This window comes from Francisella frigiditurris, from assembly GCF_001880225.1.
In the GTDB taxonomy this organism is placed as follows: Bacteria; Pseudomonadota; Gammaproteobacteria; order Francisellales; family Francisellaceae; genus Francisella; species Francisella frigiditurris.
This window is the reverse complement of sequence record NZ_CP009654.1, coordinates 509,633-536,185: the sequence shown is the minus strand read 5'-3', so window position 1 is coordinate 536,185 and position 26,553 is coordinate 509,633. Positions and strand designations below refer to the sequence as shown.

Here is a 26,553-nt window from a genome sequence, read left to right as displayed (position 1 = left end):
AATAGCTTTATTCAGCAGCTACATTTTTTAACAGAATAAGAGGAATAAGCTTTTTATACTTATAAATTAAGAACAAATATTATCTGAGGTATTTTTTATAAAAAAATATCTATTCCGGCTTCATATGAGGGAATAAAATTACATCTCTTATAGATTGAGAATTTGTCAGATACATCACTAGCCTATCAATACCTATACCTTGACCAGCTGTTGGAGGCATCCCATATTCTAAAGCTCTTATATAATCTTTATCATATGGCATAGCTTCGTCATCACCAAAGGCTGCTGCCTCTACTTGTTTTCTAAATCTGGTTGCTTGATCTTCTGCATCATTAAGCTCAGAGAAGCCATTAGCAATTTCACGTGCACCAATAAAGAATTCAAATCTATCTGTAAATTCTGGATTACCATCACTCCTTCTCGCCAATGGTGAAACAACAGCTGGATAGTCTGTAATAAATGTAGGTTGAATTAACTTAGCCTCAACAGTTTCTTCAAATATCTCATTAATTAAATGACCTAATTCATGAAATGGTTCAACCTTAATATCTAACCTTTCAGCAATAGCTTTTGTTTTATCAAAACTTGCTAAATCATCTTTTGAAATATCTCCATTATGCTTAACTATAGAGTTAACCATAGAAATTCTTTCATATGGTGCTGCGAAGTTTACTTTAAACTTCCCATACTCAAGTTCTGTAGTTCCAGCTATTTCTTGCACCAGCTTAGGCAGCATATCTTCTGTCAAATCCATTAAGTCATTATAGTCAGCATAAGCCATATAAAACTCAAGCATTGTAAATTCAGGATTATGACGAGATGAAACACCTTCATTTCTAAAATTACGATTTATTTCATACACTCTTTCAAAACCACCAACAACTAGTCTTTTTAAATAAAGCTCCGGAGCTATTCTCAAATATAATGGCATATCTAAAGCATTATGATGTGTTTTGAAAGGCTTCGCAGCTGCACCACCTTGTAAAACGTGCATCATTGGTGTTTCAACTTCCATAAACTTATGATCATCAAAATATCTACGGATAAAGCTAACCACTTTTGAACGAACTTTAAAAACTTCGCGTGATTTCTCATTAGTAATAAGATCAACATATCTTTGACGATATCTCATTTCTTGATCCGCAAGTCCATGGAACTTGTCTGGTAGTGGTCTTATAGCTTTTGTTAGTATTTCAAAATGATCTGCATGAACAGAAAGCTCACCAGTATTCGTTTTAAATACCTTTCCTGAAACCGCTACTATATCACCCAAGTCACATAAGTTCTTAAAAGTATCATACTGCCCTTCCGGTAAGTCATCTTTTTTCAGATATATCTGCACTCTTCCAGACATATCCTGAAGCGTGAAGAACGAAGCTTTCCCCATCACTCTTCTTAAAACAACTCTCCCAGATACTTTATAAGTTTTTTTATCTTCAGCATCCTCTAGCTCTTGCTTTGTTTTCTCTGCATATCGAGCTTGTAGACACGCTGCAACCACATCCCTTTTAAACTTATTTGGATGGCTTATACCATTGTTCTGTCCAGCTAGTGTTTGCAATTTTTCTTTTCTTAAAGCTATTTGTGAATTCTCTTGCATCTCTTCTATATGCTTTCTTACAAATTCAGGCACTCTCTCATGAATATCTAAACTATGCTCATGCAAATCTTTTTCAGCCAAAGTTTTTTCAACCTGCTCTCTTACTTTACCTCTTACAGCATCTTTTATGACTATATCATTAGCCTCTAAATATTCTTTTATTGATGTTTTAATTAAATCTTTTAGTTTACTACTCATTCAATACACCTTATAAACCACTTTTTAAACTTGCTTCTATAAATCTATCCAAATCACCATCAAGCACTGCTTGTGTATTTGTATTTTCAACTCCTGTTCTTAAATCCTTAATACGAGACTGATCTAAAACATAAGAACGAATCTGACTTCCCCAGCCTATGTCAGATTTTGACTGTTCTAAAGCATTTTTCTCCGCATTCCTTTTTTGCAACTCAAGCTCATACAATTTAGATTTTAACTGTTTCATTGCCTGATCTTTGTTTTTATGTTGAGACCTATCTGCTTGACATTGTACCACCACGTTTGTTGGAATATGTGTAATCCTAACAGCAGAATCTGTACGGTTAACATGTTGCCCACCTGCTCCAGATGCTCTATAAGTATCAATCCTTAAATCAGCTGGATTAATCTCTATATCAATATCATCATCTACCTCTGGAGAAATAAATACTGATGCAAATGATGTATGCCTTTTGTTATTAGAATCGAAAGGAGACTTTCTAACTAGCCTATGGATTCCTGTCTCTGTTCTAAGCCAACCATAAGCATATTCTCCCTCAATCTTTAAAGTACAACCTTTGATACCTGCAACATCTCCATCAGAAACATCATCAACTGTTACTTTAAAGCCATGACCATCTGCCCAACGCATATACATTCTCATCATCATCTGCGCCCAGTCTTGTGCCTCTGTACCACCAGAGCCCGACTGAATATCTAAATATGCATTATTAGCATCCATTTCACCAGAAAACATTCTTCTAAACTCTAGCTTTTCAATATCCGCTGTAACTTGCTTAATATCTTTTATGACTTCTTCTAAGAAACTTTCATCTTCTTCAGCCAACTCTAAAAGTTCAGATAAAGTTTCCAGACTTCCTGTAATTTGCTCACAGTTTATAACGATATTTTCTAGTTCAACTTTCTGCTTTCCAAGATTTTGAGCATACTCAGGATCATCCCATATAGAGCCATCTTCGAGCTCCATTAAAACTTCTGTTAGTTTTTCTTTCTTTGCATCATAGTCAAAGATAACCTCGTAAAGATTCAATACGAGCCATTAGATCTTTTAATTGAGATTTATAGTTTATAGTTTCCATTTGCATATTTTTTATAAAAATTTGTTTCTAGATTTTATATTTTTGTATAAAAAATCACAATCAATTTACATTAATTCAGATTTTATCTTGACTTAGTTAGATAGGGGGGGGGGTATATTAATTTACGAAGATGTCAAACATTTTACAGCAAAAAAGGAATATATAATGAAAATATCAAAAACTTTTATTTTAGGCTCTATGATTGGATCTAGCTTAATATTAGCCAGCTGTGCTAGTTCAGAAACAGGATTAAAACAAGCAACTGCAAACAATATTGGTGGAGTACTAAGCAATGATGTAGCAGTTAGTGATATTGATAGAGGCGCAACAACTGTCTCATGGAAAGCTAAAGTAAACAATACGAACTATAGTTGTGAATCTGATGACATGGTAAGAAAAGTTAATTGTGTCGCTAAAAAATAATAATAAGAAAGATAAGATAAAAACACTCATTGTTGATTAATGCGAAATTAAGATAAACGGCAAAAATATTACTCAACAACCAGGTTTACAGAAAGTTTTGACGGATAGTAAAATGCATGAAAAGGAGCAAATAAATGAACTGTACAAGTTGTAATTCAGAGAATACTCAAAGATTAGAAGTTATATATGAAGATGGCACTCAACACATACACACTAAAAGCAAGACTGCTGGGACAAGTCTTTTTAATCCTATAGGAGGACTATTTGGTGCTAAAACAACTACCAAAGGAGTTTCAATGTCATCAGCAGCAAAAAAAGCTGCTCCTCCTATTAAAAAATCTTTTGGCTGGCCCATCATTATGATTATTGCTGGCATAATATGCTTTAATGGTACCATTGGCGTTATCCTTATAGGCTTATTACTGATAGCTAGCGGAGGATTTCTAGGTTATAAAAACTTTAAATATAATAGCGAGATTTTTCCTCCATTATATAGTAACTGGCTAAATTCATGGATGTGCAACAAATGTGGCTCCATTTTTACTACTGAATAAATTTTTACTCTTATTCTTTTAGAATATCTTTGCTATCATTGTTAATAAGTTTTTTATTATTTTTAATTTTCACACGCCAATATGTCATACCAAGCTTTAGCGAGAAAATATAGACCTAAATCATTTGCAGAAGTCTGTGGTCAACAACATGCTCTAAACAGCTTAGTCCATGCTTTAGAAACACAAAAAGTACATCATGCATATCTCTTTACTGGCACAAGAGGTGTTGGAAAAACAACATTAGGTAGACTATTAGCTAAATGTCTAAATTGCCAATCTGGCGTAACTGCAGACCCATGCAATGTTTGTGAAAGTTGTACAGCCATAAACAATGGGACTTTTATAGATCTTATTGAAATTGATGCTGCATCTAGAACAGGTGTTGAAGAAACCAAAGAAATTCTAGATAATATCCAATACATGCCCTCTCAAGGTAGATATAAGGTCTACCTAATAGACGAGGTGCATATGTTATCTAAACAAAGTTTTAATGCCTTGCTAAAAACTTTAGAAGAACCTCCTGAATATGTCAAATTTATTCTTGCTACGACTGATTATCACAAGATACCAGTAACTATACTTTCTCGATGTATACAGCTACATCTTAAACATATCTCACAAGAAGATATTAAAGCTCAACTTAAAGAAATACTTCAAAAAGAAAGTATTGATTCAGATGAACAATCTCTAGAATATATCGCATACCATGCAAAAGGTAGCTTAAGAGACGCATTAAGTATTCTAGATCAAGCAATTAGCTTCTGTAATGGAACTCTTCATCAAGCTAAAGTCAGAGAGATGCTAGGCATTGTCGACAATGAAGAGATATATAGCATTATTTATTCAATAATAAATAATGACCCTCAAGGCATATTACCCGCTATCAAAAACTTATCACTAACAGAAAGTAATGCAGAAGCTATTTTAGATAGAATCTCTGAAATCTGGTTTAGCTGCTGTCTTTATCACTTTACAAATAGCTTAGATACAACCAATGATGTAAGTCTAGAAGTTATTAAAGACATCTTAGGTAAAATATCTGTTGAAGAAGTTCATTTATTATATCAATTAACAATTTCCTCTAAAGAAGATATTCATTTAGCACCAAATTTTGAAACTGGTGTAACAATGGCTTTACTCCGCCTTATAGCTTTTCAAAAAAAAAACTTAACTGAGAGTGAAACTACCAATATTCTAAAAAAAACAATAGTTGAGCCGAATATTCAACAACAAATAAATCCACCCTCTGAAAAAGTTAACTCTCCAAAACAACAGAAAACTTCTGAGCAAAATGATGAAAATCATTCAGATATAAATAATGATCAAAAGTGGTTTTCTATTTTAAATAAAATTAAGCTAAAAGGCTTTACAAAAACTTTTGCATTTAATACACATCTAATAAGCTTAGATAAAGAAGAAATAAGAATAAGTCTAAATGAAGATGCTAAAAAAATTCTTGAGCTTAATCCAAACAGTTTAGAGAAGTTACAAGAATCTATTAGAACTCACTCAGAAAATGAAAATATAAAAATCATAATGGATAACCATTCTCAAAACTCTAAGAATGCAAAAAAAACACCCTCTGAAATAAAGAGGGAAAATGCAGTAAATAAAGTATTTAATGATACAAATGTAAAAATAATTAAAGAAACTTTGGATTTAGAAATTCAAGATCAAAATATTGTATTAACTAACTAATATATTCCCACGCGCTTTTATCAGCAAAAACAGCATGTAGAAGTCTATTATTTAACGTATGTCCTGATTTATAGCAATTAAAGTGTCCTAAGATGTAACCGCCAACATAAAAGTCACCAATAGCATCTAAAAGCTTATGTCTCACGAATTCATCTTCATAACGAAGGCCTCCTTCATTCAACACACCCTCATTAGTAATACCAACAGCATTATCTAATGATGCTCCTTTAGCCAAGTTATTTTGATGCAAATATGCAAGCTGCTCATAAAATCCAAATGTTCTAGCTTTTGAAACCATCTCTATATAAGCATCTAAATTATGCTCAAACACAATATGATCCTTAGTTGCAGCTATTACAGGATGATCCCACTTAATTTTGAATTCATATTTAAGAGTATCACTTGGTAAAACCTCTGCAAACTTTCCTTCATGTTCAACTTTTACAGGTTTTAAAATTTTAATGCCCTTTCTTTTACTATCTTGCTCAACAACTCCAGCCTTATTTAAAAGTTGAGTAAATTCATAAGAACTACCATCCATAACTGGAAGTTCAGGAGCATTGACCTCAATTAAGACATTATCAATTTCATACATAGCAAAAGCAGACATCAGATGCTCAATAGTTGATACAGAAAGTTTCTCATTTCCATCTTTAGTAAGCAAAGTACACATAATAGCTTCTTTTATATTAGAAATGCCAACTTTTATATCAACATTAGGACTTAAGTCTATTCTACGAAAGACTATTCCATGATCAACATTTGCTGGAAGGACTGTCATAGATACATCAACACCAGAATGTAAACCTATACCAGTAACCTTAAAAGGCTTTGAAATTGTTTTTTGATGCATATTATCCCCTTTTTCCTGAAAAAGAAATTATCTTCTTCTTAAGAAGCTTGGAATATCTGCTTGACTAGTTTCTTTAGCCGACTCTTGTGAGTTGTTTGAAGCAACTTCCGTTTCTTTTCTTAAGAAAGATGGAGCAGATGGACTAGAAGATTCTCTCGCTGAAGAACTTTTTTCTAAACCAAAACCTTTCTTAGAAGCTACTTTTTCTATACCAGTAACAACTACAGTGACTTTCATAGTCTCAGTAACTTCAGGATCAATAACTGTACCAGCTATAACTATAGCATCATCAGAGATAAATGATCTAATCACCTCACCAACTTCTTCAAACTCACCGATAGACATATCCATGCCAGCAGTAATATTAACAATTACTCCTTTAGCACCATCTAAATTAACATCTTCAAGTAATGGACTTGATATAGCAGCCTCAGCAGCTTCTCTAGCCCTATTTTCACCAGAAGCTTCTCCCATACCCATCATTGCTATACCCATATTAGTCATCACAGCTCTAACATCCGCGAAGTCGACGTTTATTAAACCAGGCTTCGTTATAAGCTCAGAAACCCCTTTAACAGCATTTCCTAATACATCATTAGTTGCTTTGAATGCATCTAAAAGGCTAGCTCCTTTACCAAGTACACTTAATAATTTTTCATTTGGAACAGTTATTATTGAATCAACATGTTTAGTTAATTCCTCTATACCAAAATCTGCTGCTTTCATTCTTCTTGGTCCTTCAAATGGGAAAGGCTTTGTAACAACAGCTATAGTAAGAATACCCATTTCTCTAGCAACCTCTGCAACGATTGGAGCTCCACCAGTACCAGTACCGCCTCCCATACCAGCGGTAATAAATACCATATCAGCACCACTTAAAAGTTGCTCAATTTTACTTCTATCTTCTGTAGCAGCTCTCTTACCTATTTCAGGATTTGCACCAGCTCCAAGGCCTTTTGTAAGATTAGTACCAATTTGTAGAACATTTTCCACTTTAGATCTAGATAATGCTTGACCATCAGTGTTCATTACATAAAATTCAACACCCTCAACCTCTTCACACATGTGCTGCACAGCGTTACCGCCACCGCCACCAACGCCAACAACTTTTATAACAGCATTCGACACCATTGAGTCATTAAAATCAAACATTCTTCAATCTCCTTTTATTACCTTTATAAATTAATTCTTAAAAATTATTGGAAAACCAACCTTTAACAGAAGATACTAAACCTTTTTTATCAACTTTACTCTCATCTTCTGATACATCAACTTCTTTACTGCTACTTACAGATGATGGGGAATCTACACTATTTATCGCTGCGTATTTTAAAAGTCCCACAACAGTTGAGTAAGAAGGATTATGAACCACTTCATTAGCCCCTAACACATCAATAGGACCTCCAACTCTTACTGGAAGCCTAAACATTTCCTCACCCAATCTAGCCAAACCTTTTAATTTTGATCCTCCTCCTGTAAAAACAATCCCAGAAGACAATGTTTCTAATAATCTATTCTCATCTAATTTAGAATAAAGCATCTCAAAAACTTCTTCCATTCTTGCTTCAATTACTAGAGAGAGATCTTGCACAGATATTCTCTTTTTTGCATTACCTAGAGCATTAGGAATATCTATTTTTTCATCCGGATTTTTCAAATGCTTGCTTGTAGCATATCCATACTGTAACTTAAGGCTCTCAGCAGCATCAACAGGAAGCCTAAAAACTTTAGAAATATCTGAAGAAATACTATTTCCACCAACTTTCAGTGTATCAGTAAAACAAATACTTCCTTCAGAAAAAACAGTAACACTTGTTGAGTCTGCTCCTATATTAACTAAACAAACACCCATATCTTTTTCATCTGATGTAAGCACAGAACTACTACTAGATAAGTGTTCAGCAACAATATCAGAAATTTCAAAGCCACATCCCACAATGCTTTTTCTTATGTTCTGCAATAATCTTGATGACACAACGATTATATGCACATTGGACTCTAACCTTACAGCAAACATTCCTATTGGCTCTGTAACTCCAGGCTGTCCATCAACAACATAGTCTCTCTGCAAAACATGCAACATTTCGGTATCAGCTGACATAGGAACAGCTTTTGCTGTTTTAATTGCCATTGCTAAATCTGTCATAGAAACTTCGCCACCCTCAACAGCAGCTAACCCATAAGAATTAAAACCAGCAACATTGGGTGCACTTACACCTAAAGTTACTCTATTAATATCAACTCCTGCTATATCTCTAGCCTCATCTAAAGCTGCATTTATAGCTTCCATTGCCATTTCTAGATTTATAATAGCGCCTTGTTTAACACCTTTTGATCTCTTCTGACTTACGCCAAGTATTTTTATCGTTCCTTGTTCAACCAATTGACCAATAGCAACTGTAATTTTTGAAGAACCTAAATCAAGCGCACAGAAATTACCACTTTCAAAAGCCATACAATACCCACTATCCTAACCATTAATGGCAAAGTTAATATAATCTAGTATACAATTATAAAGGTTTAGCTAAAAAAAACCAATTGCTTTACATAATAAAATAATATCTAATATTTCACAACAAAGCCATTATCATATCGCATATCAAAATATTTTACACTCTCATAATTTTTAACTTGCTCATAAAATTTGAAAAATTTCTCAAATCTTTTAATAAGATCTTTTGAACCAAGCTTTACATAAAAACCATCCGACAGCTTCACTGAAAACAAATTCCCCTCATAATCCATATCAATTATCTCAACATTGTTTTTCTGAGCAATTCTTTCCAGATCTAAATATTCGCCGTATATATAATCTTTATTCTTATCTGGACCATTGATGCGAGGTAGATATTTATCATAATTAAAGACAGTTGGAGAAATAATAGTCATATCATCTAAAAGAACTTTTTTTTCGCCCCAATATGCAATAGGCTCTCTTTCATAAATATAAACAACTAACGTTGATGGCCATATTTTCTTCACCAAAGTATAATCCGTTCCTTGAAAGTCAGAAATATAATACTCCAAAGACTCAGCATTGAAATCAAGCCACCCCTTGTTGCTTGACTCTAAAATTTTATCTATTAAATCTTGTTTAGATATATAAAAAAGCTGATCATTTGATACAACATCAACTTTAGATATATTCTCATCTATCCTTGTAGCAAAAAACAAGATGATCAACAGAATGGCTACACAAATCAAAAATAAAACAAATCTTTTTACAATCTTTATCATTTAGCCTGTTCTACAACTTTTTTAACTAAATCATTAAAACTATAGCCCAAAGCTTTAGCTGATTTTGGAGATAAACTATGTTCTGTCATGCCTGGGGAAGTATTTATCTCTATCAAATAAAACTTATTATCTGAATAAATAAAATCAACTCTTGCATGCCCCTTACAGCCCAGAACATCATATGCTCTTTTCGCCAATTCTCTTATTTCTAATTCTTTATCATCAGGCAATCCACTTGGACTATGATATATGGACTGACCACCATATTTTGATTCATAATCATAAAACTCATTTTTAGGCTCTATCCAAACAGATGAAAAAACTTCATCATTCAGAACGGCTACAGTCATCTCTTTCCCAGTGATCCACTCTTCTATCATGACCTCGCCATATTGAGCAGCTTCTTTATAAGCCAACTCAAGCTCCATCTCAAGATTTACTTTCGTAATCCCAATACTCGATCCAGTACTAGTAGGCTTTATCACAACTGGAAAATTAAGCTCCCCAGATTCTTTTAAGCTCTCTGTGAGAAGCCTTGCCTTAGGAGTAAGGAGACCATTTCTCTCCCATATCTCTTTACTTAGCATCTTATCCATAGTAATCACACTAGCACGAGTATCAGATGCTGTATGCTTAATTTTCAAAATCTCGAGCAATGCTTGAATGCGTCCATTCTCACCATCTTCACCATGCAAAGCTATATAACATACATCTGGAGAAATTCTTAAAATCTCTTCAACAAGCTCCTTAGAAAAGGCGTCAACTCCCTGAACATCGAAGCCTTCTTGCTGTAATGCAGCTAAAACAGCTTTTCCTGACTCTAAAGAAACTTCTCTCTCAGGAGAATCTCCACCATATAAAACAACTATCTTTTCTTTTTTCATACAATTATTTATTTCTTCTTTCCAAAAAAAAATCTTTTAAAAGCACTTCACATTCTTTCTTCATCAATCCTGATCTAATACTTAAATTATGATTCAGATCCTTATCTTCATAGTATCTTTTGCGAGAAAAAACTCCAACTCTACTATCAGGTGTCGCAAAAACTAATTCATTCACTCTAGCTTGAATCAAAACACCCAAACACATTATACACGGCTCTAATGTTACATACAATTTAGTATCATTTAAACGATGATTATTTAACCTAGCAGCTCCCATTCTTATCGCGAGCACCTCAGCATGTGCCGATGGATCATTATTAGTTATAGTACAATTATGAGCTTTCCCAATTATCTCTCCATCCCTCACCAAAACCGCACCTATTGGAATTTCGTTTTTTTCTTTAGCCAATAGTGATTGACTATAAGCCTCTCTCATAAAAAAAATATCAGATTCATTAAAAAGCATCAAAAATATATAACTAAATAATTTTTTACTTGAAGTCTCACCATATCATAAGTTAATATTAAAGACTACAATTTTGTCTGCCACTATTTTTTTAATAACCAGTGGATAGTGTCAGATTATTGTTTAACCAACCACACTGGAAAATGGAAACACATATATGTCAGAAAATTTCAAAGAACTATTTGAACAGTCTCTAAAACAAACAGAAATGAGAGTAGGTAAAATAATCGAAGCTACTGTTGTTAGCATAGATAAAGATTTCACTATGATTGATGCTGGATTGAAATCAGAATCTTTCATCCCTACTGATTCATTAAAAAATAACGACGGAGAATTAGAAGTTTCTGTTGGCGATAAAATCAATGTTGTTTTAGATGCTTTAGATAATAGTCATGGTGAAACTAGACTTTCTAGAGACAAAGCTAAGAAAATTGAGCTTTGGCAAAATATTGAACAAGCTTTTGAAAACAACCAAACTGTACTTGGTAGAATCACTAATCATGTTAGAGGTGGTTATACTATGGAAGTACAAGGTTTAAGAGCTTTCTTACCAGGATCTTTAGTTGATGTAAGACCAATTAAAGATGTTGCTCATCTAGAAGATAAAGATATCGAACTTAAAGTAGTTAAAATAGATACTAAGAGAAACAACATAGTAGTATCAAGAAAAGCTGTTATTGAAGAAAATAACTCAGGTGATAAAGATGCTCTTCTTGAAAAAATCTCTGAAGGAAGTGTTGTTAAAGGTATTGTTAAAAACATTACTGACTTCGGTGCTTTCGTTGATCTTGGTGGTGTAGATGGTTTATTACATATCACAGATATTTCTTGGAGCAGAATTAGCCATCCAACAGATGTTCTTTCTATTGGTGAAGAAATTGATGTTAAAGTAATTAAGTTCGACAAAGAGAAGCAAAGAATATCTCTAGGCATAAAACAGTTAGGTGAAGATCCTTGGTTGAATATTGCTAGAGAATTACCTGTTGGCACTAAATTAATGGGTACAGTTACTAACATCACTGATTATGGATGTTTCGTAAAACTTAAAGAAGGAATTGAAGGCTTAGTTCATACATCTGAAATGGATTGGACGAATAAGAACGTTAATCCTCATAAAGCTGTAAGCATTGGTCAAGAGCTTGAAGTTATAGTTCTTGAACTAGATGCAGACAACCATAGAATATCTTTAGGTATAAAACAATGTAGACCAAACCCTTGGAATGAATTTGAGAAGAACTTCCAAGTTGGTGATAAAGTTCATGGCAAAATCAGATCTATTACTGAATTTGGTGTATTTATCGGTCTTGATGGTGGAATTGATGGTCTAGTTCACATATCTGATGTTGCTTGGGATAATCCTGCAAAAGCAATTAAAGAACTTAAAAAAGGTGATGATGTTGAAGCTGTGCTTGTTTCTGTTAATACTGACCTAGAAAGAATAGCTCTTAGCATGAAGCAATTATCTGAAGATCCTTTCAGACAATTTGCAGAAACTAATCCTAAAGGATCTTTAGTTAAAGGTAAAATCATCAAAGTCCAAGAAAATGGCGCGGTCGTTTTACTTGATGAGACTAATAATATTGATGGATTTATTAGAATATCTGAAATTTCAGTTAATCACACTAAAGATGCTAGAGATGAGCTAAACGAAGGTCAAGAAATTGAAACTCGCATAGTAAACATAGATCCTAAAAAGAGAAGTATTGCTTTATCTATAAAAGCAATAGAAGAAGGTGATGTTGCTAAAGCTAAGTCTAACTACAAAGTTGAGCAAATGACTCCTACAACTCTTGGAGATCTAATTAAAGAGCAGTTAAGTAAAAAATAATCTCTTTATTTATTAAATTTGTTTATTCATCATAGCCCATAAATCAAAAGGTTTTTGGGCTTTTTTATTCTTAAAAATAAAGTAAAATATCAATAATTTATATATAAAAATAAAGTTATATTGTGCTTACATCTAAAATAGATGAAATAATAAAAGATTTGAAAGAAAATAAAATAGTAGCTATTCCAACAGATACTATTTATGGTTTTAGTTGCTTAATAAATGAATCAGCAATCAAATCCATTCTTTCTCTAAAAAGAAGAGAACCAAGCAAAGGTCTTATAATCATATCATCAAACCCAAAACATTTAGCAAATTTCATTAAACTTGAAATATTATCAAAAGCACAGCTTGACAAAATATTCTCTGAAACTTTAGAGCCTACTACTTGGATAGTCCCAGCTAAAAATACTGAAACGTGGCTAACAGGGGGAAAAGATACTATTGCTGTTAGGCTCACAAATAATGAAACCATAGAAAAAATAACATCTAATCTAAGTCAAGCTATAATTTCAACAAGTGCAAATTTATCTGGTAATGAAAGCTTATCTACCACATCTATGATAGATAGCGCTTTTCCGAATATAAAAATATTAGAGACAAATAAAACCTTAAATACTAAACCTTCAAAGATAATAGATATCATAAAAAACATACAAATACGCTAGCCTTTCAATAGAATAAAATTGATAAAAATATAAAAATGTAATAGCATATGAGTGTGTAACAAATTCCCGAGATTTTTGTAAAAGGAAAAAAATGAAGAAATCAAAAGAAATAGATCATAAAGATATTCAAGATAAGCTTTGGAGCCATGATGATGAAACCAACTTGTCGAATGAGCAGTATAATACTCTACTTATAGAGCAATATAGAATGTATGTCGAGTCTGCTGACAGAACTAGCTTTAGAAGAATCGTTATCAATTTATTCTTCCTAGTGACGAACCTTTTCATTGTTGGAATCGTTGCTCTTGCTGTAAGCAATAATATAAATATTAATAACCCTCCATCTCCAACTTTAATCGCTATACCTTTCTTCGCTGGTATAGTTTTCTGTTATGCATGGTGGAAAATTGTAAGATTCTTTAGACATCATGTGCAAATAAAAAACACTATTGTCCCTTCTATAGAAAGAAGATTACCATCAAAAGCATGGTTAACTGAAGAATATATAGCTGGTCAAAAGGGTTCATTTAAGCCTATCAGAGTACTTGAAATATACATGCCTTTCATTTTTGTTGGCATCTATACAGCTTTCTTCATATTCATCCAAGTTTCTTGGTTAAAAGTCTCTTAAATAAATTTTTCTCTAATTTATATTGCCTGAATAGCTGTTATAGCTATTGTATATGTAATATCATCTACAGTTGCGCCTCTAGATAGATCATTTACTGGCTTATTTATACCTTGAAGAACTGGTCCGATACTTAAAACATTCGCACTTCTTTGAACGGCTTTATAAACAGTATTTCCAGTATTTAAATCAGGAAATATTAAAACTGTTGCTTTACCTGCCACAGGACTACCTGGAGCTTTTTTCTTAGCTACACTCTCTATCATTGCAGCATCATATTGCAAAGGCCCATCAACTAGTAACTCTGGCTGTCTATTTTTCAGCATTTCAGTTGCCTTGCGAACTTTTTCCACCTGCTCTCCAGAACCAGATGTTCCTGTACTATAGCTTATCATCGCTATTCGTGGCTCAATACTAAACTTTTGAGCAGATTCTGCACTTTGTATGGCAATTTCAACAAGCTGCTCTGCTGTAGGGTCTTGGTTTACAGCACAATCTGCAAAAACAATAACCTCTTCTGGCATACACATAAAGAACACAGATGAAACCAGCGAAATTCCTGGTCTTGTTTTAACTAATTGCAACGCAGGTCTTAAAACATCTGCAGTTGTATGTTCCGCACCAGAAACAAGACCATCAACCTCTCCAAGGTAAAGCATAATTGTTGCTAAAATTATTGGATTTTTTATCGCATCTTTAGCAATATTTTCAGATAGTCCCTTATGTTTTCTTAAATCTAGTAGCGTTTTTAAATATCTTTTTTCTGAAGCTTCATCTATTTCTATTACTGTTATACCTTCCGGCAAAGAAAAACCATTTAAATGAGCAACCTCATTAATTTTAGTTTTATCTCCAATAAGCACGCAATCAGCTATACCTTGTTCATAACAGTTTTTAACTGCCTGCAAAGTTCTAGGCTCATAACTTTCTGGCAATACTATTCTTTTCTTAGCTTTTTGTGCCATTTTCAACAAATGATACCTAAATGCTGGCGGTGACATGATTCTATTTTTTGCTATAGAATCTTTCGTTATTTCTTTTAATATCTCTTTAATATTAACACTGGCTATTATCGAATCTTTAACTCTTTGGATTCTTTCAAAATCATCTTTAGGAATACCCATGAAATCTAATTCTGTTATTTTAACAATAGTACTAGTACTTCTATTTTCTGTAGTAAGTATAGCTAATCCACTCTTCTCAGCAATTTCTAAGCATAGCCTTTTAACATCATCATTAAGTCGCTTTCCTACAGTTAAAACTATCCCAGCTATTTTCATACCTTTATGAGCAGCTAAACAAACTGCCATCAATATATCAGATCTATCAGCAGAAGTTATGACCATTGTATTTGGTTCCAAATCTTCTATAAAATTCTCTATATTTCGAGAACACATAGTCACTCTATGAACTCTTGTGTCTAAAGTTACATCTGTAATAAGCTCTAACTTTAATCTGTTTTTGATATCCAATATCCTAGGATAAGTCTTCTCTTTTGACCAATCAACACAACCAAGAAATCTTATCCCATCTGGTTTTGAAAATATTGATAGCCTACTTACCTCTTCAGGACTTATTCTTACTGTCCCGCTTGATTCTCTAGTTTCTTCATCAGTCAAACTAAAACCGATATGTCCATCCTCATCATAAGGAGCATTTACCTTAGTTATAATAGCTCCTAGCACTTCTATTTTTTTAGGTAAAGTTCTATATTTATATTCCATTTCATCGTTAATATCTTGTAAGGTCTTGTTGCCATGATAAGATGAAATTATTACTTTTGCTGATAATGCCTTAATCAGCTCTCTATTTAACTCAAATAAACTACCATTTAAGGAATATAGCTTATGTGTGTAGTCAGTTTGTCTAAATAACCCACACACTATTGCAAAATCATAACCTTGAGCTTTCTCATAAAATTTTTGTAAAACCAATTCAACATAATCTTTAACTCTATCATTTAATAAATATTTCTCTATCTCTTCAATGGTCATATCCATATCAAAAACAGGGTGAAAGGTTTTTATCTTTAGACCTTTTTGTTGAAGTGCATAAGCAATACTGCTTGCCAACATTCTTAAGCCTGTGAATTTAGATGATGGTAAAATAAAAATTGGTGTATTCATATTATTAAGATTCCAGATTTTTTAAGAACTAAACTGTTAAACTAATTGCAATGTATCTTTTGCTATCATCAACTCCTCATTAGTTGGCACAACCATTATTTTATGACTTCTATCACTATTTATATAAATTTGATCTTTAGCATCATTTTTAGCAGAATCTATCTCAAATCCAATATTTGATAGTTTATCAACTATGTTCTTTCTAATTGTATTAGCGTTTTCACCTATACCGCCTGTAAAGACTAATGCATCTAAAGTATCAAAATAAATCATATAACTTGCGACAAACTTGGCTACTCTTTGAGAGAACATTTTAATAGCAAGGCTAGCATCAGTATGCCCCTTTGCCGCTAACTCACGAATTTCTCTCATATCATTATGACCACATATACCTAACAAACCACTTTCTTTATTTAAAACACTAGAAATTTTCTCAACATTCCAGCCAAGATTTTTTGCTAAAAAACTAAATATTCCAGCATCTATTGAACCCGAACGAGTTCCCATTATAAGACCATCTAGAGGGGTAAACCCCATACTAGTATCTACACTTTTCCCATCAACAATAGCAGATAAGCTACATCCATTACCTAGATGAGCAACTATAAAATTTCCTCTCTCTTTATTTAAAAGCTTTGCTGCTTGTTTAGAAACATAGTTATGTGAAGTACCATGAAAACCATACTTTCTTATATGATACTTATCAGTTAATTCTCTGGGAATTGCATACTCTGCAACATATTTCTCTATAGTTTGATGAAATGCTGTATCAAATACAGCAACTTGAGGTAGTTTTGGAAAAATTCTCTCACAATATTCTATACCATCCACATTTGCTGGATTGTGTAAAGGTGCTAGAGTAATACATTTCTTAATTTTTTCAATAACATTTTCCGTAATTAACACAGAACTATCAAAATATTGCCCACCATGTACAACTCTATGTCCAACAGCCGAAACAGTACTTAAATAACCATTATCTTGCATATAAGCTTTTATTTGTGAAAAAACATCCTCATATTTACCATTTTCTATAGCAATCTCAATTTTTTTATTTGCTTTAAAGCTAACTTTACAATTTTTTTGAGAAATATTTTCAGCCAACCCACTAAAAGCTGTCTGATTTTTCAAAGGATTTATAAGGGCAAATTTAACTGAAGAACTACCACAGTTTAATACTAACACATTACTCATGTGCGATTCCTTGAAGAATATTTTATCTAGAAAGTATTATACTAGAATGGGATGTCATCATCAAAACTAGTAGAATTTATTTCTGCAAAATCTGGTACATTATTCTGTTGAGGACGTTGCTGGTTAAAATTATTATTTTGCGCGGGTTGATTACTTTGGAAACCAGAGTCCCCACCAGATGAATTACCACCGCCTACAAATTGAAAATTACTAGCAACAACTTCTGTTGTATATTGTGGATTTCCATTCTTATCTTGCCATTTATTGGTTCTAAGCCTACCTTCTACGAAGAGTTGAGACCCTTTAGTAGCATATTTTTGAATTGCCTCTGCAGACTTACCAAAAACAACTACTCTATGCCACTCAGTAGTTATATTATCTCCAATTCCATCATTAGTTGCCAAACTTAATGTAGCAACTGAAGTTCCATTTTGAGTAACTCTAACCTCAGGATTTGTACCAAGTCTACCTAACAATATAACCTTATTAACTGTTCCTTTAGCCATTATTATTTCCTCTTTTAATTTTAAAAAACTTATACAAAGCTTACATGAAAAATTTGTAACAGACTAGATTTTACCAATATTTAGTTTAAAATTCTAAAATTGATCCCATTAGATAAGTTCCATAATGAAAAAGCTTCTTTTTAGGTTACTAATATTATCTATTTTTGCTGTTTATACTCCCTTATTTGCAGAAGTAAATTTTACAAAAACACATATTGATTATGAGGATACAAATCTACTTGCTGAATATATTAAAAAGCATCCCGATGGCTTTACTCTCAACCCATACACACAAGAAGCTCCATCAAAGGGTTATGTTGTTGCACCAATCAAAGATGCTGAAATTAAAATAAAATATTCACAAATAGATAGTAAACATCTAAAAGAATATATTAGAAATTTAGAAATAATCGAGAGCTTATCCAAAGAACAAGTTTATGCTGGTGGTTGGCTTAACAACGATGATGGCTACTACTATCTTGATGCAGTATATGTTGTAAACGATGAAAATCAAGCTCTATATATTGCTAGTGCCGCAGATCAATTAGCTATATATAATTTAACAACTAGTGAAGATATTGACACAATTAAAGCTTTAGAGAAAATTAAAGAAAATAAGACTTTTGATGACCAAGAATATAAATTAGTATCTGACAATATAAATAAACTAACTAAAAAATATGATATTTATAAAAATTCAAAAATGAGCACCTTTTAACTTACATCTTCTTAATATATTCAAAAGCATTATCATCTAAAGATAAAGTTCCCGTATTTGAATCATAATTGATAAGCTCCGCATAACGAGCCCAATCAATAAATGTATCAAAAACTCTTTCAGCAACTTCAGTTGGAAAATGATCATCAAGTTCTGCTAAAAATCTTGATTTTGGTGCAGTATGAGATTCTCTTTCTTTTAACACCTTAACAACATGTCTTGCCAAAGGAATATATTTCAAAAATAATCTACCGAAAATAAATTTTCTCTCTTCAATCTCTCCATCAATAAATTTACGTCCTAATGCTGTCATCTTAATATCACCTTCTGATACTTCGGCAAATCTTAAAATTGATAATATTTCTATGATAGGGAATAAATCATTAATATCTAAATGAAGTTCATCTGCAAGTTGTGGCAAATCAATAGCTTCTGCATCCTTAATATCATACATCTCATCCAATAAACCATTCATTTCTGAAATATCAACATCTGGGATTCTATAGCCTATAGTCATTGCTGTTTTCTTATTCATTCTTTCAGCAAGCTCTTTAGTTTGAGCCGTTGTCATCATACGATAAACTTCATCTATCAAATCAGCAATTGCTGGATCTTGGCTTGTTCTTGGGTGAGGAAGTCTAATTTTAAGCTCTCCGCGAATAAATCCTGGATTACTTCCAAAGATAATAATTCTATCGGCAGTAAGGACAGCTTCTTCAATACTATGAGTCACATATAAAATACCTTTCATACTCTCATTCTTTTGCCACAAATCAAGCAAGTCCTCTCTTAAGTTTTCAGCTGTAAGGATATCAAGAGCAGAGAAAGGTTCATCCATTAAAAGAACATCTGGCTCTAAAACAAGTGCTCTTGCAAAACCTACACGCTGCCTCATACCTCCTGAAAGCTCTTTAGGATAAGCATTTTCAAAACCGTCTAAACCAACCATATCAATTGCTTTTAAAACTCTAATTTTTCTTTCCTGAGCACTAACTTTTCTTGCCTCTAATCCTAGCTCCACATTTTGCATGACCGTAAGCCACGGCATAAGAGCAAAGCTTTGGAAGACCATAGAAATATCCGGAACTGGTGCACTAACTTTCTTTCCACGATAAGTAACTTTACCATCTGTTGCATCCATAAGCCCTGCGATAATTCTCAGCAAAGTTGACTTACCCGAACCTGATTTACCTAAAAGAGCAACTATTTCTCCTTCATGCAAGGTAAAATCAACAGTGTCTAAAACTTTTAAAGGTTGCTCACCCTTAATTTGAAATGATTTTGAAACTTTCTCTACTTTTATAATCTCTTTTGACATATTCTCGTTTCTCCCTTTTACCTTACATATTCATACTGAAACGATTTTCTGCATAATTATATAATTTTCTCCAGAAAAGCTTATTTGAAAGCACTACTAGAATGCACATAACTATAACACCTAATAAAACATTGGCCGTATGATCTCCCGCCAAATTATATTGTTGTGCTATATAAGCCCCTATTCCCGAAGCTTGTATAGTTGAATCCGTACCCCAATTAATGTATTCACATACAATACTAGCATTCCATGCTCCACCTGCAGCTGTGATAGCTCCCGTTACATAGAAAGGCATAATTGAAGGAAATAAATATTTAGACCATTTTATAACTCCCTTTAATTGCATATTTTTAGCAGCTAACTTAAGTTCATTAGGTATTGCTGAAGCTCCAGCAATTACATTAAATAAAATGTACCACTGTGTCCCCAGAGCCATTAAAACAATACACCAAATATTAAAATTCAGGTTAAATGCAATTACAACTGTTCCGCATACTCCATATAAAACATTAACTGGAAATGCTGCAGCCATTTGAGCATATGGCTGAACTTTTTGAGCAATTCTAGGTCTCATACCAATCCATATACCAATAGGCACCCAAATAACTGATGTAATCAAGATAAGTGCAGCTACTCTTAAACCAGTTAAAAGCCCATAATAAAAAACTTTTACGGTTTCTTCTAAACCAATACTACTATCACCACCATATATTGTTTGATAAGCAAAAAAACAAAGTGCAACTATCACAACCCATAAAGCAATTTGCCAGATAATTCTTTGGAAAACAGTTTCTTTTATCTCAGTTTTTTGGTGTTTTTGCTGATCAAAAGATTTTTTCAAATCCTTTTTAAAAGCCTTAATATTTACTATTCTACTAGCCAAAGTATTTAAAAAATTATTAAAAAACCTAACTAGAACCGACTTTTGTAATGCTTTTAAAAACCAAGAGTCTGAATAAACCTCTGATTGATTTTCACTAAGACCAAATTTTTCTGACCATGCTACTAAAGGCCTAAACAAAAGCTGATCATAAAGTACAATAACAATTAGCATTGTCAAAATAGCCATGCCAACTGCTAAAAAATCTTTATTACTATTTGCTGCGTCAATAAATGATCCTATTCCAGGAAGATTCACATTAACTGACATCGCCGCACCAAAATTAACGACTATACTTTCTGATGCGACTATCATGAACCAGCTTGCAGACATTGACATCATAGTATTCCATATAAGTCCAGGCATAGAAAAAGGAACTTCCAACTTCCAAAATTTTTGCCACGCTGATAACTGATACATATCTGCAGCTTCTTTTAATTCTTTAGGAATAGTCTTCAGTGACTGATAAAAGCTTAGAATCATGTTCCAAACTTGTGCCGTTATTATTCCAAATATAACAGCTGCCTGAGCACCCCATAGAGAATGAGGAAAAAGTAACAAAAAACCTGTTATTGTTATCGCTAAAAAACCTAGTATAGGAATCGACTGTAATATATCTACTATTGGGATAAGTATGCTTTCAGCTCGCTTACTTTTAGCAGCCCATGCGCCAAAAATGAAAGTTAAAAACAATGAAAATCCTAATGCAATAAACATCCTCATTGTCGTTTCAGCAGCATAATATGGTAAATGATACAAACTTAAAGAAATTTCTGAATACTGTTGTACGCTAGTTTGATCTTTATAATCTATACTTCCGCCTAAACCATTTGTTGTCCAGGCTATTACTGATATTAGAAGTAACACAACCAAAATAGCAAATAAATCCCATTTAGTGCGAGTAACTTTACTAGTTACATTATTATAGAATATCTTTTTCATAAACTTTTCTCACTTTAAAGCTATCGTGGTTAAAGCTTTATTTTTGACTTCTAAAGTCTTATATTACACTCTTTTTATAACAATTGAGAGCTTGATTTTTCTATTTTATTAAATAAATAAGTGTTTTTTGCTATAATCAAATTATATTTAAGCGACTTATCCTGAGCCTTTAAATAATGGAAAAAGAACAAAGAATAATCAAAGTAAAAAAAGGGGAGCGTGTCAGCTGTCCAACAAAACATCGTGAAGCGTGGAATCTTCATCCGCGAGTTTATATTGATCTTAAAGATAAAGATATAAATACTTGTCCCTACTGCGGAACCGTTTTTAAGGTAGAGAAATAAAAAATGTTAAAATCTAAGAAAATCTTAGTCATAGCTCCGAATTGGATAGGAGATATGGTTGGTGCTCAGTCTCTACTTATATCACTCAAAAAAAATGATCCTGATTGCATTATAGATGTCGCTGGTCCTAAGCCATGTTTAGAGCTAACTAAATTTATGCCTGAGGTTAATGAAACATTCGTACTAGACCTAAAGCATGGACAAGTTAGTTTTAAAACTCGACTAAAAGAAGCGAAAGAAATAAAGAAAAAAGGCTACGATCAATGCATCATCTTACCTAATTCTTTAAAATCGGCTATAATTCCATTTCTTGCTAGAATAAAAAAGAGAACTGGCTGGCTTGGTGAACAAAGATACATACTTCTGAATGACCATAGAAAGCTAGATAAAAAAGCTTTTCCCTTAATGGTTGATAGGTACAATGCTTTAGCCTTCGCTAAAAATATAACCCCGTCTAATACTCCTTTACCAAAATTAGTTGCCTCTCAAAAAGATATAGAGAACGTTGTCAAAAAGCTTAATATAGATACTTCTAGATCTACTATCGCATTATGCCCTGGAGCAGCTTATGGTCCATCTAAACAATGGCCCGCAAAATATCATGCTGAAGTCGCAAAAGCCTTAATAAATGATGGCTACCTTGTCTTTATACTGGGAAGTCCTGCCGATATTGAAATAGCGAAAGAGATTGAAATTAATGTAAAAAACAATAATCTAATAAATTTTACTGGAACGACATCTATGGCAGAGGCTATAAGTATATTAGCTACGACTAGTTTTTGTCTAGGAAACGATTCTGGACTATCACATATATCTTGGGCGTTAGGGAAAACAACATTTATCACTTATGGCTCCTCAGAAATCATTGCTCCCCCAGATAGTGAAAATGCTATAAAACTTTTCGTTGATAACTTGGTTTGTAGACCCTGCAAAAAAAGAGTATGTCCACTCGGACATTTTAAATGTATGATGGACTTAACTCCAGATATGGTCTTAAAAACTATTTATCAGAAGATTCAGAACTAACAGACTCATCTTTATTGGTTGTTTCCTTATCTTGAATCCCTTCTATATGATAAGTATGCTCACCTTTATACTCAGTATCATAAATATTAACCTTTGTTCCTTCAGGGAAGTTTTGGCTAGGATATTCCTCGAAGATTATAGGATCTGACTTCCCTTCTTGTAATACATCATATTTATACTTACCTATAAGATCATCTTTATTCGCAACATATACATAACCGCCACCAGCGCCAACAAGAGCTCCTCCTGTAGCACCTACAACAGCTCCGCCAACTGCTCCTGTTCCAGCGCCAATAGCTGCCCCACCACCTATACCTGCTGCCATACAAGGCGCAAATCCTATACCTAATGTAGCAACTGTGCATATACCTCCAAAAAGAGCTCCGATTAAACCTCCAAATACTGCTCCTCCAGCAGCTCCCACACCAGCGCCACCTACAGCTCCTACACCAGCGCCCACGCCAGCACCTTTAAGAGCATCAGATTTTTCTATATCTGATTTCGACTCTAGTTGAACTTCTGACTGAACAGTTCCTTTACCAAGCAGCGTTGTTTCTGGCTTAGTAGTAGCACATGATGTTAATAAAACTGAAAGTAACAAAACTCTTTTTTTCATAAAAAAATCTCCCGACCTGACTTTGGAGGCTAATTATGATCCAGTCAGAAGTATAAGTAAAACTAGTATTTTTTATAAGATATATAAGTTAGATTGATAAAAAAGAAACTATTAATTTGAATTAGACTGATTTAAAACATTAAGAATCATATTTTCTAACTGGTGAATCTTAGACATATCCATTTCAGCAGTAGTTGTATCATTTCCGATCTTTATACCTAATAATGAGTTGCCATTCCCATGATCAAAAGCATAAAACTGAATCTCAACTTGCTTATTATTTTTATCATATGTATACATATAGATTTCTGCCTTTGAAGGGCTATAGTCTTTTGCTATTATCATAAATTTATTTTCTTCAGCAACGGTTAAAAAAGCATTATACAGCTGCTTAACTGTCACACCTTGCTCTTCAACATTATACACTCCATCATTTGACTCAATAGTTCCATCGTTGGCTGCTAAATCACCAACCGCCCAGATACAACCACTTAAATTAAGCACTAATACGCTAGCAAATAAAATCCTAATAACTCTCTTCATAAGACATCCTTTTTTATTTAAAGCTCATTATATAGCTAATCGCGTAAAAACCACATATAACTGCAAATAAAGAAATAAATACACTAGCTAAAATATATCCAAAAGCTAACCATACTTCTCCCCTTTGAAGCAAGTTCAAAGTATCTAAGCTAAAACTAGAGAATGTTGTAAAGCCGCCTAAAAACCCAGTAACACATAAAGCTCTAACATTAGCAGACATTACTTCTGTAAAAATTTGGGTTTTTATTAAAAACGCTGCTATTATCCCAATAATAAGAGAACCAACTATATTACAAATAAATATTCCTACAGGAATTTGATGAGAAATACTTGAGCTTAATTGCGTTACTAAAAACCTACAAATTGCTCCTATACCACCGCCTATACCAACCAATAAAACTAATAATCCCATTTATATTATCTCTCCAATATTTTATATGCCCCAAGACTAATCATCTCTTGAGCTAACTCTTTACCCAATTTCACAGGATCTATACCTAAGGCACTTTTCCTTAATAAATCTTTACCATCACTACTAGCCACAACAGCTTCCAAAAATATTTTCTCTTTCTCTATCGTTGCATGTGCAGCTATTGCCACATGGCATCCACCTTTTAACTCTTTATTAAAAGCTCTTTCAGCAGCTATAGATTTATATGTATTTTCACAAGTAAGTTTATTTAAAGCTGTTTTTAATGACTCATTCTTTTCCAATAATTCTATTGCTACTACTCCTTGCCCAACTGCAGGCAAACAAATCTCTTTTGAAATATATTGAGTTATTCTATCTTTTAAATTTAAGCGTATTAATCCAGCACTTGCTAGAATTATCGCATCATACATTCCTTGATCAAGCTTTCCAAGCCTTGTCTGCACGTTCCCTCTAAGATCTTTCACTCTTAAGTCAGGTCTATAATTAAGCAACTGAGATTTCCTTCTTAAACTCGAGGTTCCTATTACAGCACCATTAGGCAATTCATCTATCGAACCATAAGTATTAGAAACAAAGGCATCTCTAGGATCTTCCCTTTTAAAAAAAGTGGCTAAGCAGAATCCCACTGGTAGATCATAAGGAATGTCCTTCAAAGAATGAACAGCTATATCTGCTTTTCCTTCTTTAATCGCTACCTCTAACTCCTTCATAAATAGTGCTTTACCACCAATTTTATTTAAAGGTTTATCAAGTATAATATCTCCCTGAGTCTTCATGGTTAAAATTTCACACTCAATACTTAAATGCTTTTCTATTTCAGCTTTTGCAAAATTAGTCTGCCAAAGAGCCAACAAACTTTCTCGGCTGGCTAGAATTATTTTTTTCATTATATTTTTAGTGCCTTATTCAAAAAAGCTGATAAATCCTTTATTTCTTCAGGACAAACGCTGTGTTGCATCAACTGATATTCTTTATAGTCATTATCAAAACCATTTTCATCAAGTATATTCGAAAGATTTTTACCAAGCAATGAAGGTAAAACTTGATCGTGCGTACCATGGCAAACAATAACAGGCTCTCCTTTATTTTCTTTTGTTATTTTAGACTTAAAATCATCCCAAGCAGGTAGATAAGTAGATAAAGCTATAAGTCCTGCTAATTTCTTTTTACTAGTTATAAATGTATATGTTGCTATAACACCACCTTGGGAAAATCCCGCTAGAATAATTTTTTCAGAAGCTATTCCGTCTTCTATCTGCTTATCAATTAAGTTATTTAATCTTGATATAGAGCTATTTATTCCTTCAACATCAACAATTCTATTTAAACTATTTGCATCTAAGCTTTTAATATCATACCAAGCTCTCATCTGCATTCCCATATTAATAGTTATAGGCATAACCTCTGCATGTGGGAAGATAAAACGAACATTTTCTTTTTGTATATTTAAGTGAGGAACTATATCTACAAAGTCATTACCATCGGCACCTAAACCATGAAGCCATATTATACAAAACTCAGGTTTTCTAGTAGCTTCTATTAACTCATATTTCATAGGATAAAATTTTGAATATATTTCTACAAATGATACATTAATTTACCTAAAATTTAACCTCTTTGAATCAACAAGAGTGTTACGAAGTCCTTACACCATAATGTTATTAAATACCTCAAACAAAAGTAAATACCAATTTTTCACATCTGTGGATAACTATGTTTATATCTATGTAAATTTTTTGTTATAAATGCTAATTATTTATAATAATCAAT

General features: G+C 33.0%; 27 protein-coding genes. 9 read left to right on the top strand and 18 right to left on the bottom strand.

Annotated elements, in window-relative coordinates; genetic code table 11:
• Positions 1-109: 109 nt before the first annotated feature.
• A complete protein-coding gene (gene lysS, locus KX01_RS02740; protein WP_408606612.1) occupies positions 110-1,600 on the bottom strand; it encodes a lysine--tRNA ligase in 1,491 nt (496 codons plus the stop codon).
• A gap of 208 nt (positions 1,601-1,808) precedes the next feature.
• Positions 1,809-2,898 (bottom strand): peptide chain release factor 2 gene (prfB, locus tag KX01_RS02735; protein WP_156860365.1). Its coding sequence is split into 2 segments (ribosomal slippage): positions 1,809-2,825 and positions 2,827-2,898, totalling 1,089 coding nucleotides; the frame shifts between segments, so codons are not numbered across the junction.
• A 165-nt stretch (positions 2,899-3,063) separates the two neighbouring features.
• Here prfB and KX01_RS02730 point away from each other — a divergent pair.
• The 3 genes from KX01_RS02730 (at position 3,064) to dnaX (ending at position 5,573) form a co-directional block, all read left to right on the top strand.
• Positions 3,064-3,321, top strand: coding sequence for a hypothetical protein (locus KX01_RS02730; RefSeq protein WP_071663533.1), 258 nt, complete (start codon positions 3,064-3,066; stop codon positions 3,319-3,321).
• A 134-nt stretch (positions 3,322-3,455) separates the two neighbouring features.
• Complete coding sequence (locus KX01_RS02725) at positions 3,456-3,875, top strand: hypothetical protein (RefSeq protein ID WP_071663532.1); 420 nt, start codon at positions 3,456-3,458, stop codon at positions 3,873-3,875.
• Positions 3,876-3,956: 81 nt separating this feature from the next.
• Positions 3,957-5,573, top strand: a complete 1,617-nt coding sequence (gene dnaX / locus KX01_RS02720; protein WP_071663531.1) for a DNA polymerase III subunit gamma/tau — start codon at positions 3,957-3,959, stop codon at positions 5,571-5,573.
• Here the strand turns inward: dnaX and lpxC are convergent.
• The 6 genes from lpxC to KX01_RS02690 form a co-directional block, all read right to left on the bottom strand.
• Positions 5,566-6,426 carry a UDP-3-O-acyl-N-acetylglucosamine deacetylase gene (gene lpxC, locus KX01_RS02715; RefSeq protein WP_071663530.1) on the bottom strand — a complete coding sequence of 287 codons (861 nt, stop codon included), beginning with the start codon at positions 6,424-6,426 and terminating at the stop codon, positions 5,566-5,568. The genes dnaX and lpxC overlap by 8 nt on opposite strands.
• A 27-nt stretch (positions 6,427-6,453) precedes the next feature.
• Entirely contained in the window at positions 6,454-7,578 is a 1,125-nt protein-coding gene (ftsZ, locus tag KX01_RS02710; RefSeq protein ID WP_071663529.1) for a cell division protein FtsZ, read from the bottom strand.
• A 37-nt stretch (positions 7,579-7,615) separates the two neighbouring features.
• Positions 7,616-8,881, bottom strand: a complete 1,266-nt coding sequence (gene ftsA, locus KX01_RS02705) for a cell division protein FtsA (protein ID WP_071663528.1) — start codon at positions 8,879-8,881, stop codon at positions 7,616-7,618.
• 107 nt (positions 8,882-8,988) lie between these two features.
• Positions 8,989-9,663, bottom strand: coding sequence for a cell division protein FtsQ/DivIB (locus tag KX01_RS02700; protein WP_071663527.1), 675 nt, complete (start codon positions 9,661-9,663; stop codon positions 8,989-8,991).
• Entirely contained in the window at positions 9,660-10,547 is an 888-nt protein-coding gene (locus KX01_RS02695) for a D-alanine--D-alanine ligase (protein WP_071663526.1), read from the bottom strand. The genes KX01_RS02700 and KX01_RS02695 overlap by 4 nt, the downstream gene beginning before the upstream one ends.
• A 4-nt stretch (positions 10,548-10,551) precedes the next feature.
• Entirely contained in the window at positions 10,552-11,016 is a 465-nt protein-coding gene (locus tag KX01_RS02690) for a nucleoside deaminase (protein WP_156860364.1), read from the bottom strand.
• Positions 11,017-11,170: 154 nt separating this feature from the next.
• On the opposite strand from KX01_RS02690, the gene rpsA reads away from it, so the two are divergent.
• The 3 genes from rpsA (at position 11,171) to KX01_RS02675 (ending at position 14,140) form a co-directional block, all read left to right on the top strand.
• Entirely contained in the window at positions 11,171-12,841 is a 1,671-nt protein-coding gene (rpsA, locus tag KX01_RS02685; RefSeq protein WP_071663524.1) for a 30S ribosomal protein S1, read from the top strand.
• A 122-nt stretch (positions 12,842-12,963) separates the two neighbouring features.
• Positions 12,964-13,509, top strand: a complete 546-nt coding sequence (locus tag KX01_RS02680) for an L-threonylcarbamoyladenylate synthase (RefSeq protein WP_071663523.1) — start codon at positions 12,964-12,966, stop codon at positions 13,507-13,509.
• A gap of 91 nt (positions 13,510-13,600) precedes the next feature.
• A complete protein-coding gene (locus KX01_RS02675; protein ID WP_071663522.1) occupies positions 13,601-14,140 on the top strand; it encodes an intracellular proliferation membrane protein RipA in 540 nt (179 codons plus the stop codon).
• A 17-nt stretch (positions 14,141-14,157) separates the two neighbouring features.
• On the opposite strand, the gene pta is transcribed toward KX01_RS02675, so the two are convergent.
• The 3 genes from pta to KX01_RS02660 all read right to left on the bottom strand — a co-directional run bounded on the left by pta (position 14,158) and on the right by KX01_RS02660 (position 17,963).
• Entirely contained in the window at positions 14,158-16,131 is a 1,974-nt protein-coding gene (gene pta / locus KX01_RS02670) for a phosphate acetyltransferase (RefSeq protein ID WP_408606611.1), read from the bottom strand.
• Between the two features lie 168 nt (positions 16,132-16,299).
• A complete protein-coding gene (locus KX01_RS02665) occupies positions 16,300-17,457 on the bottom strand; it encodes an acetate/propionate family kinase (protein ID WP_071663520.1) in 1,158 nt (385 codons plus the stop codon).
• Positions 17,458-17,498: 41 nt separating this feature from the next.
• Positions 17,499-17,963 (bottom strand): single-stranded DNA-binding protein, encoded by a 465-nt coding sequence (locus KX01_RS02660; protein ID WP_071663519.1) that lies wholly within the window; start codon positions 17,961-17,963, stop codon positions 17,499-17,501.
• A 124-nt stretch (positions 17,964-18,087) separates the two neighbouring features.
• On the opposite strand from KX01_RS02660, the gene KX01_RS02655 reads away from it, so the two are divergent.
• A complete protein-coding gene (locus KX01_RS02655) occupies positions 18,088-18,681 on the top strand; it encodes a hypothetical protein (RefSeq protein WP_071663518.1) in 594 nt (197 codons plus the stop codon).
• Between the two features lies 1 nt (position 18,682).
• Here the strand turns inward: KX01_RS02655 and KX01_RS02650 are convergent, their stop codons facing one another.
• Both KX01_RS02650 and KX01_RS02645 read right to left on the bottom strand, forming a co-directional pair.
• On the bottom strand, positions 18,683-19,999 hold the full coding sequence (locus KX01_RS02650; protein ID WP_071663517.1) for an ABC transporter ATP-binding protein: 1,317 nt from the start codon (positions 19,997-19,999) through the stop codon (positions 18,683-18,685).
• Positions 20,000-20,021: 22 nt separating this feature from the next.
• Entirely contained in the window at positions 20,022-21,821 is a 1,800-nt protein-coding gene (locus tag KX01_RS02645) for an ABC transporter permease (protein WP_071663516.1), read from the bottom strand.
• 176 nt (positions 21,822-21,997) lie between these two features.
• Between KX01_RS02645 and KX01_RS02640 the strand changes: the two genes are divergently transcribed.
• Positions 21,998-22,165 carry a zinc-finger domain-containing protein gene (locus KX01_RS02640; RefSeq protein ID WP_071663515.1) on the top strand — a complete coding sequence of 56 codons (168 nt, stop codon included), beginning with the start codon at positions 21,998-22,000 and terminating at the stop codon, positions 22,163-22,165.
• 3 nt (positions 22,166-22,168) lie between these two features.
• Positions 22,169-23,191, top strand: coding sequence for a lipopolysaccharide heptosyltransferase II (waaF, locus tag KX01_RS02635; RefSeq protein ID WP_071663514.1), 1,023 nt, complete (start codon positions 22,169-22,171; stop codon positions 23,189-23,191).
• On the opposite strand, the gene KX01_RS02630 is transcribed toward waaF, so the two are convergent.
• The 5 genes from KX01_RS02630 to KX01_RS02610 form a co-directional block, all read right to left on the bottom strand.
• Positions 23,166-23,807, bottom strand: a complete 642-nt coding sequence (locus KX01_RS02630) for a hypothetical protein (RefSeq protein WP_232223349.1) — start codon at positions 23,805-23,807, stop codon at positions 23,166-23,168. The two genes, waaF and KX01_RS02630, sit on opposite strands and share 26 nt — an antisense overlap.
• Positions 23,808-23,918: 111 nt before the next feature.
• On the bottom strand, positions 23,919-24,350 hold the full coding sequence (locus KX01_RS02625) for a DUF3568 family protein (protein WP_071663513.1): 432 nt from the start codon (positions 24,348-24,350) through the stop codon (positions 23,919-23,921).
• A 13-nt stretch (positions 24,351-24,363) separates the two neighbouring features.
• Positions 24,364-24,762, bottom strand: a complete 399-nt coding sequence (gene crcB / locus KX01_RS02620) for a fluoride efflux transporter CrcB (RefSeq protein ID WP_071663512.1) — start codon at positions 24,760-24,762, stop codon at positions 24,364-24,366.
• Positions 24,763-24,767: 5 nt separating this feature from the next.
• A complete protein-coding gene (gene hemC / locus KX01_RS02615) occupies positions 24,768-25,670 on the bottom strand; it encodes a hydroxymethylbilane synthase (protein WP_071663511.1) in 903 nt (300 codons plus the stop codon).
• Positions 25,670-26,338 carry an alpha/beta hydrolase gene (locus KX01_RS02610; protein WP_071663510.1) on the bottom strand — a complete coding sequence of 223 codons (669 nt, stop codon included), beginning with the start codon at positions 26,336-26,338 and terminating at the stop codon, positions 25,670-25,672. The genes hemC and KX01_RS02610 overlap by 1 nt, the downstream gene beginning before the upstream one ends.
• Positions 26,339-26,553 lie beyond the last annotated feature (215 nt).

Excerpts from the sequence above, each read along its gene's own strand:
- lysS (WP_408606612.1), bottom strand. The coding sequence starts at position 1,600 with ATGCAAGAGAATTCACAAATAGCTTTAAGAAAAGAAAAATTGCAAACA.
- KX01_RS02730 (WP_071663533.1), top strand. The coding sequence starts at position 3,064 with ATGAAAATATCAAAAACTTTTATTTTAGGCTCTATGATTGGATCTAGC.
- KX01_RS02725 (WP_071663532.1), top strand. The coding sequence starts at position 3,456 with ATGAACTGTACAAGTTGTAATTCAGAGAATACTCAAAGATTAGAAGTT.
- dnaX (WP_071663531.1), top strand. The coding sequence starts at position 3,957 with ATGTCATACCAAGCTTTAGCGAGAAAATATAGACCTAAATCATTTGCA.
- lpxC (WP_071663530.1), bottom strand. The coding sequence starts at position 6,426 with ATGCATCAAAAAACAATTTCAAAGCCTTTTAAGGTTACTGGTATAGGT.
- ftsZ (WP_071663529.1), bottom strand. The coding sequence starts at position 7,578 with ATGTTTGATTTTAATGACTCAATGGTGTCGAATGCTGTTATAAAAGTT.
- ftsA (WP_071663528.1), bottom strand. The coding sequence starts at position 8,881 with ATGGCTTTTGAAAGTGGTAATTTCTGTGCGCTTGATTTAGGTTCTTCA.
- KX01_RS02700 (WP_071663527.1), bottom strand. The coding sequence starts at position 9,663 with ATGATAAAGATTGTAAAAAGATTTGTTTTATTTTTGATTTGTGTAGCC.
- KX01_RS02695 (WP_071663526.1), bottom strand. The coding sequence starts at position 10,547 with ATGAAAAAAGAAAAGATAGTTGTTTTATATGGTGGAGATTCTCCTGAG.
- rpsA (WP_071663524.1), top strand. The coding sequence starts at position 11,171 with ATGTCAGAAAATTTCAAAGAACTATTTGAACAGTCTCTAAAACAAACA.
- KX01_RS02675 (WP_071663522.1), top strand. The coding sequence starts at position 13,601 with ATGAAGAAATCAAAAGAAATAGATCATAAAGATATTCAAGATAAGCTT.
- pta (WP_408606611.1), bottom strand. The coding sequence starts at position 16,131 with ATGACCATTGAAGAGATAGAGAAATATTTATTAAATGATAGAGTTAAA.
- KX01_RS02665 (WP_071663520.1), bottom strand. The coding sequence starts at position 17,457 with ATGAGTAATGTGTTAGTATTAAACTGTGGTAGTTCTTCAGTTAAATTT.
- KX01_RS02660 (WP_071663519.1), bottom strand. The coding sequence starts at position 17,963 with ATGGCTAAAGGAACAGTTAATAAGGTTATATTGTTAGGTAGACTTGGT.
- KX01_RS02655 (WP_071663518.1), top strand. The coding sequence starts at position 18,088 with ATGAAAAAGCTTCTTTTTAGGTTACTAATATTATCTATTTTTGCTGTT.
- KX01_RS02650 (WP_071663517.1), bottom strand. The coding sequence starts at position 19,999 with ATGTCAAAAGAGATTATAAAAGTAGAGAAAGTTTCAAAATCATTTCAA.
- KX01_RS02645 (WP_071663516.1), bottom strand. The coding sequence starts at position 21,821 with ATGAAAAAGATATTCTATAATAATGTAACTAGTAAAGTTACTCGCACT.
- KX01_RS02640 (WP_071663515.1), top strand. The coding sequence starts at position 21,998 with ATGGAAAAAGAACAAAGAATAATCAAAGTAAAAAAAGGGGAGCGTGTC.
- waaF (WP_071663514.1), top strand. The coding sequence starts at position 22,169 with ATGTTAAAATCTAAGAAAATCTTAGTCATAGCTCCGAATTGGATAGGA.
- KX01_RS02630 (WP_232223349.1), bottom strand. The coding sequence starts at position 23,807 with ATGAAAAAAAGAGTTTTGTTACTTTCAGTTTTATTAACATCATGTGCT.
- KX01_RS02625 (WP_071663513.1), bottom strand. The coding sequence starts at position 24,350 with ATGAAGAGAGTTATTAGGATTTTATTTGCTAGCGTATTAGTGCTTAAT.
- crcB (WP_071663512.1), bottom strand. The coding sequence starts at position 24,762 with ATGGGATTATTAGTTTTATTGGTTGGTATAGGCGGTGGTATAGGAGCA.
- hemC (WP_071663511.1), bottom strand. The coding sequence starts at position 25,670 with ATGAAAAAAATAATTCTAGCCAGCCGAGAAAGTTTGTTGGCTCTTTGG.
- KX01_RS02610 (WP_071663510.1), bottom strand. The coding sequence starts at position 26,338 with ATGAAATATGAGTTAATAGAAGCTACTAGAAAACCTGAGTTTTGTATA.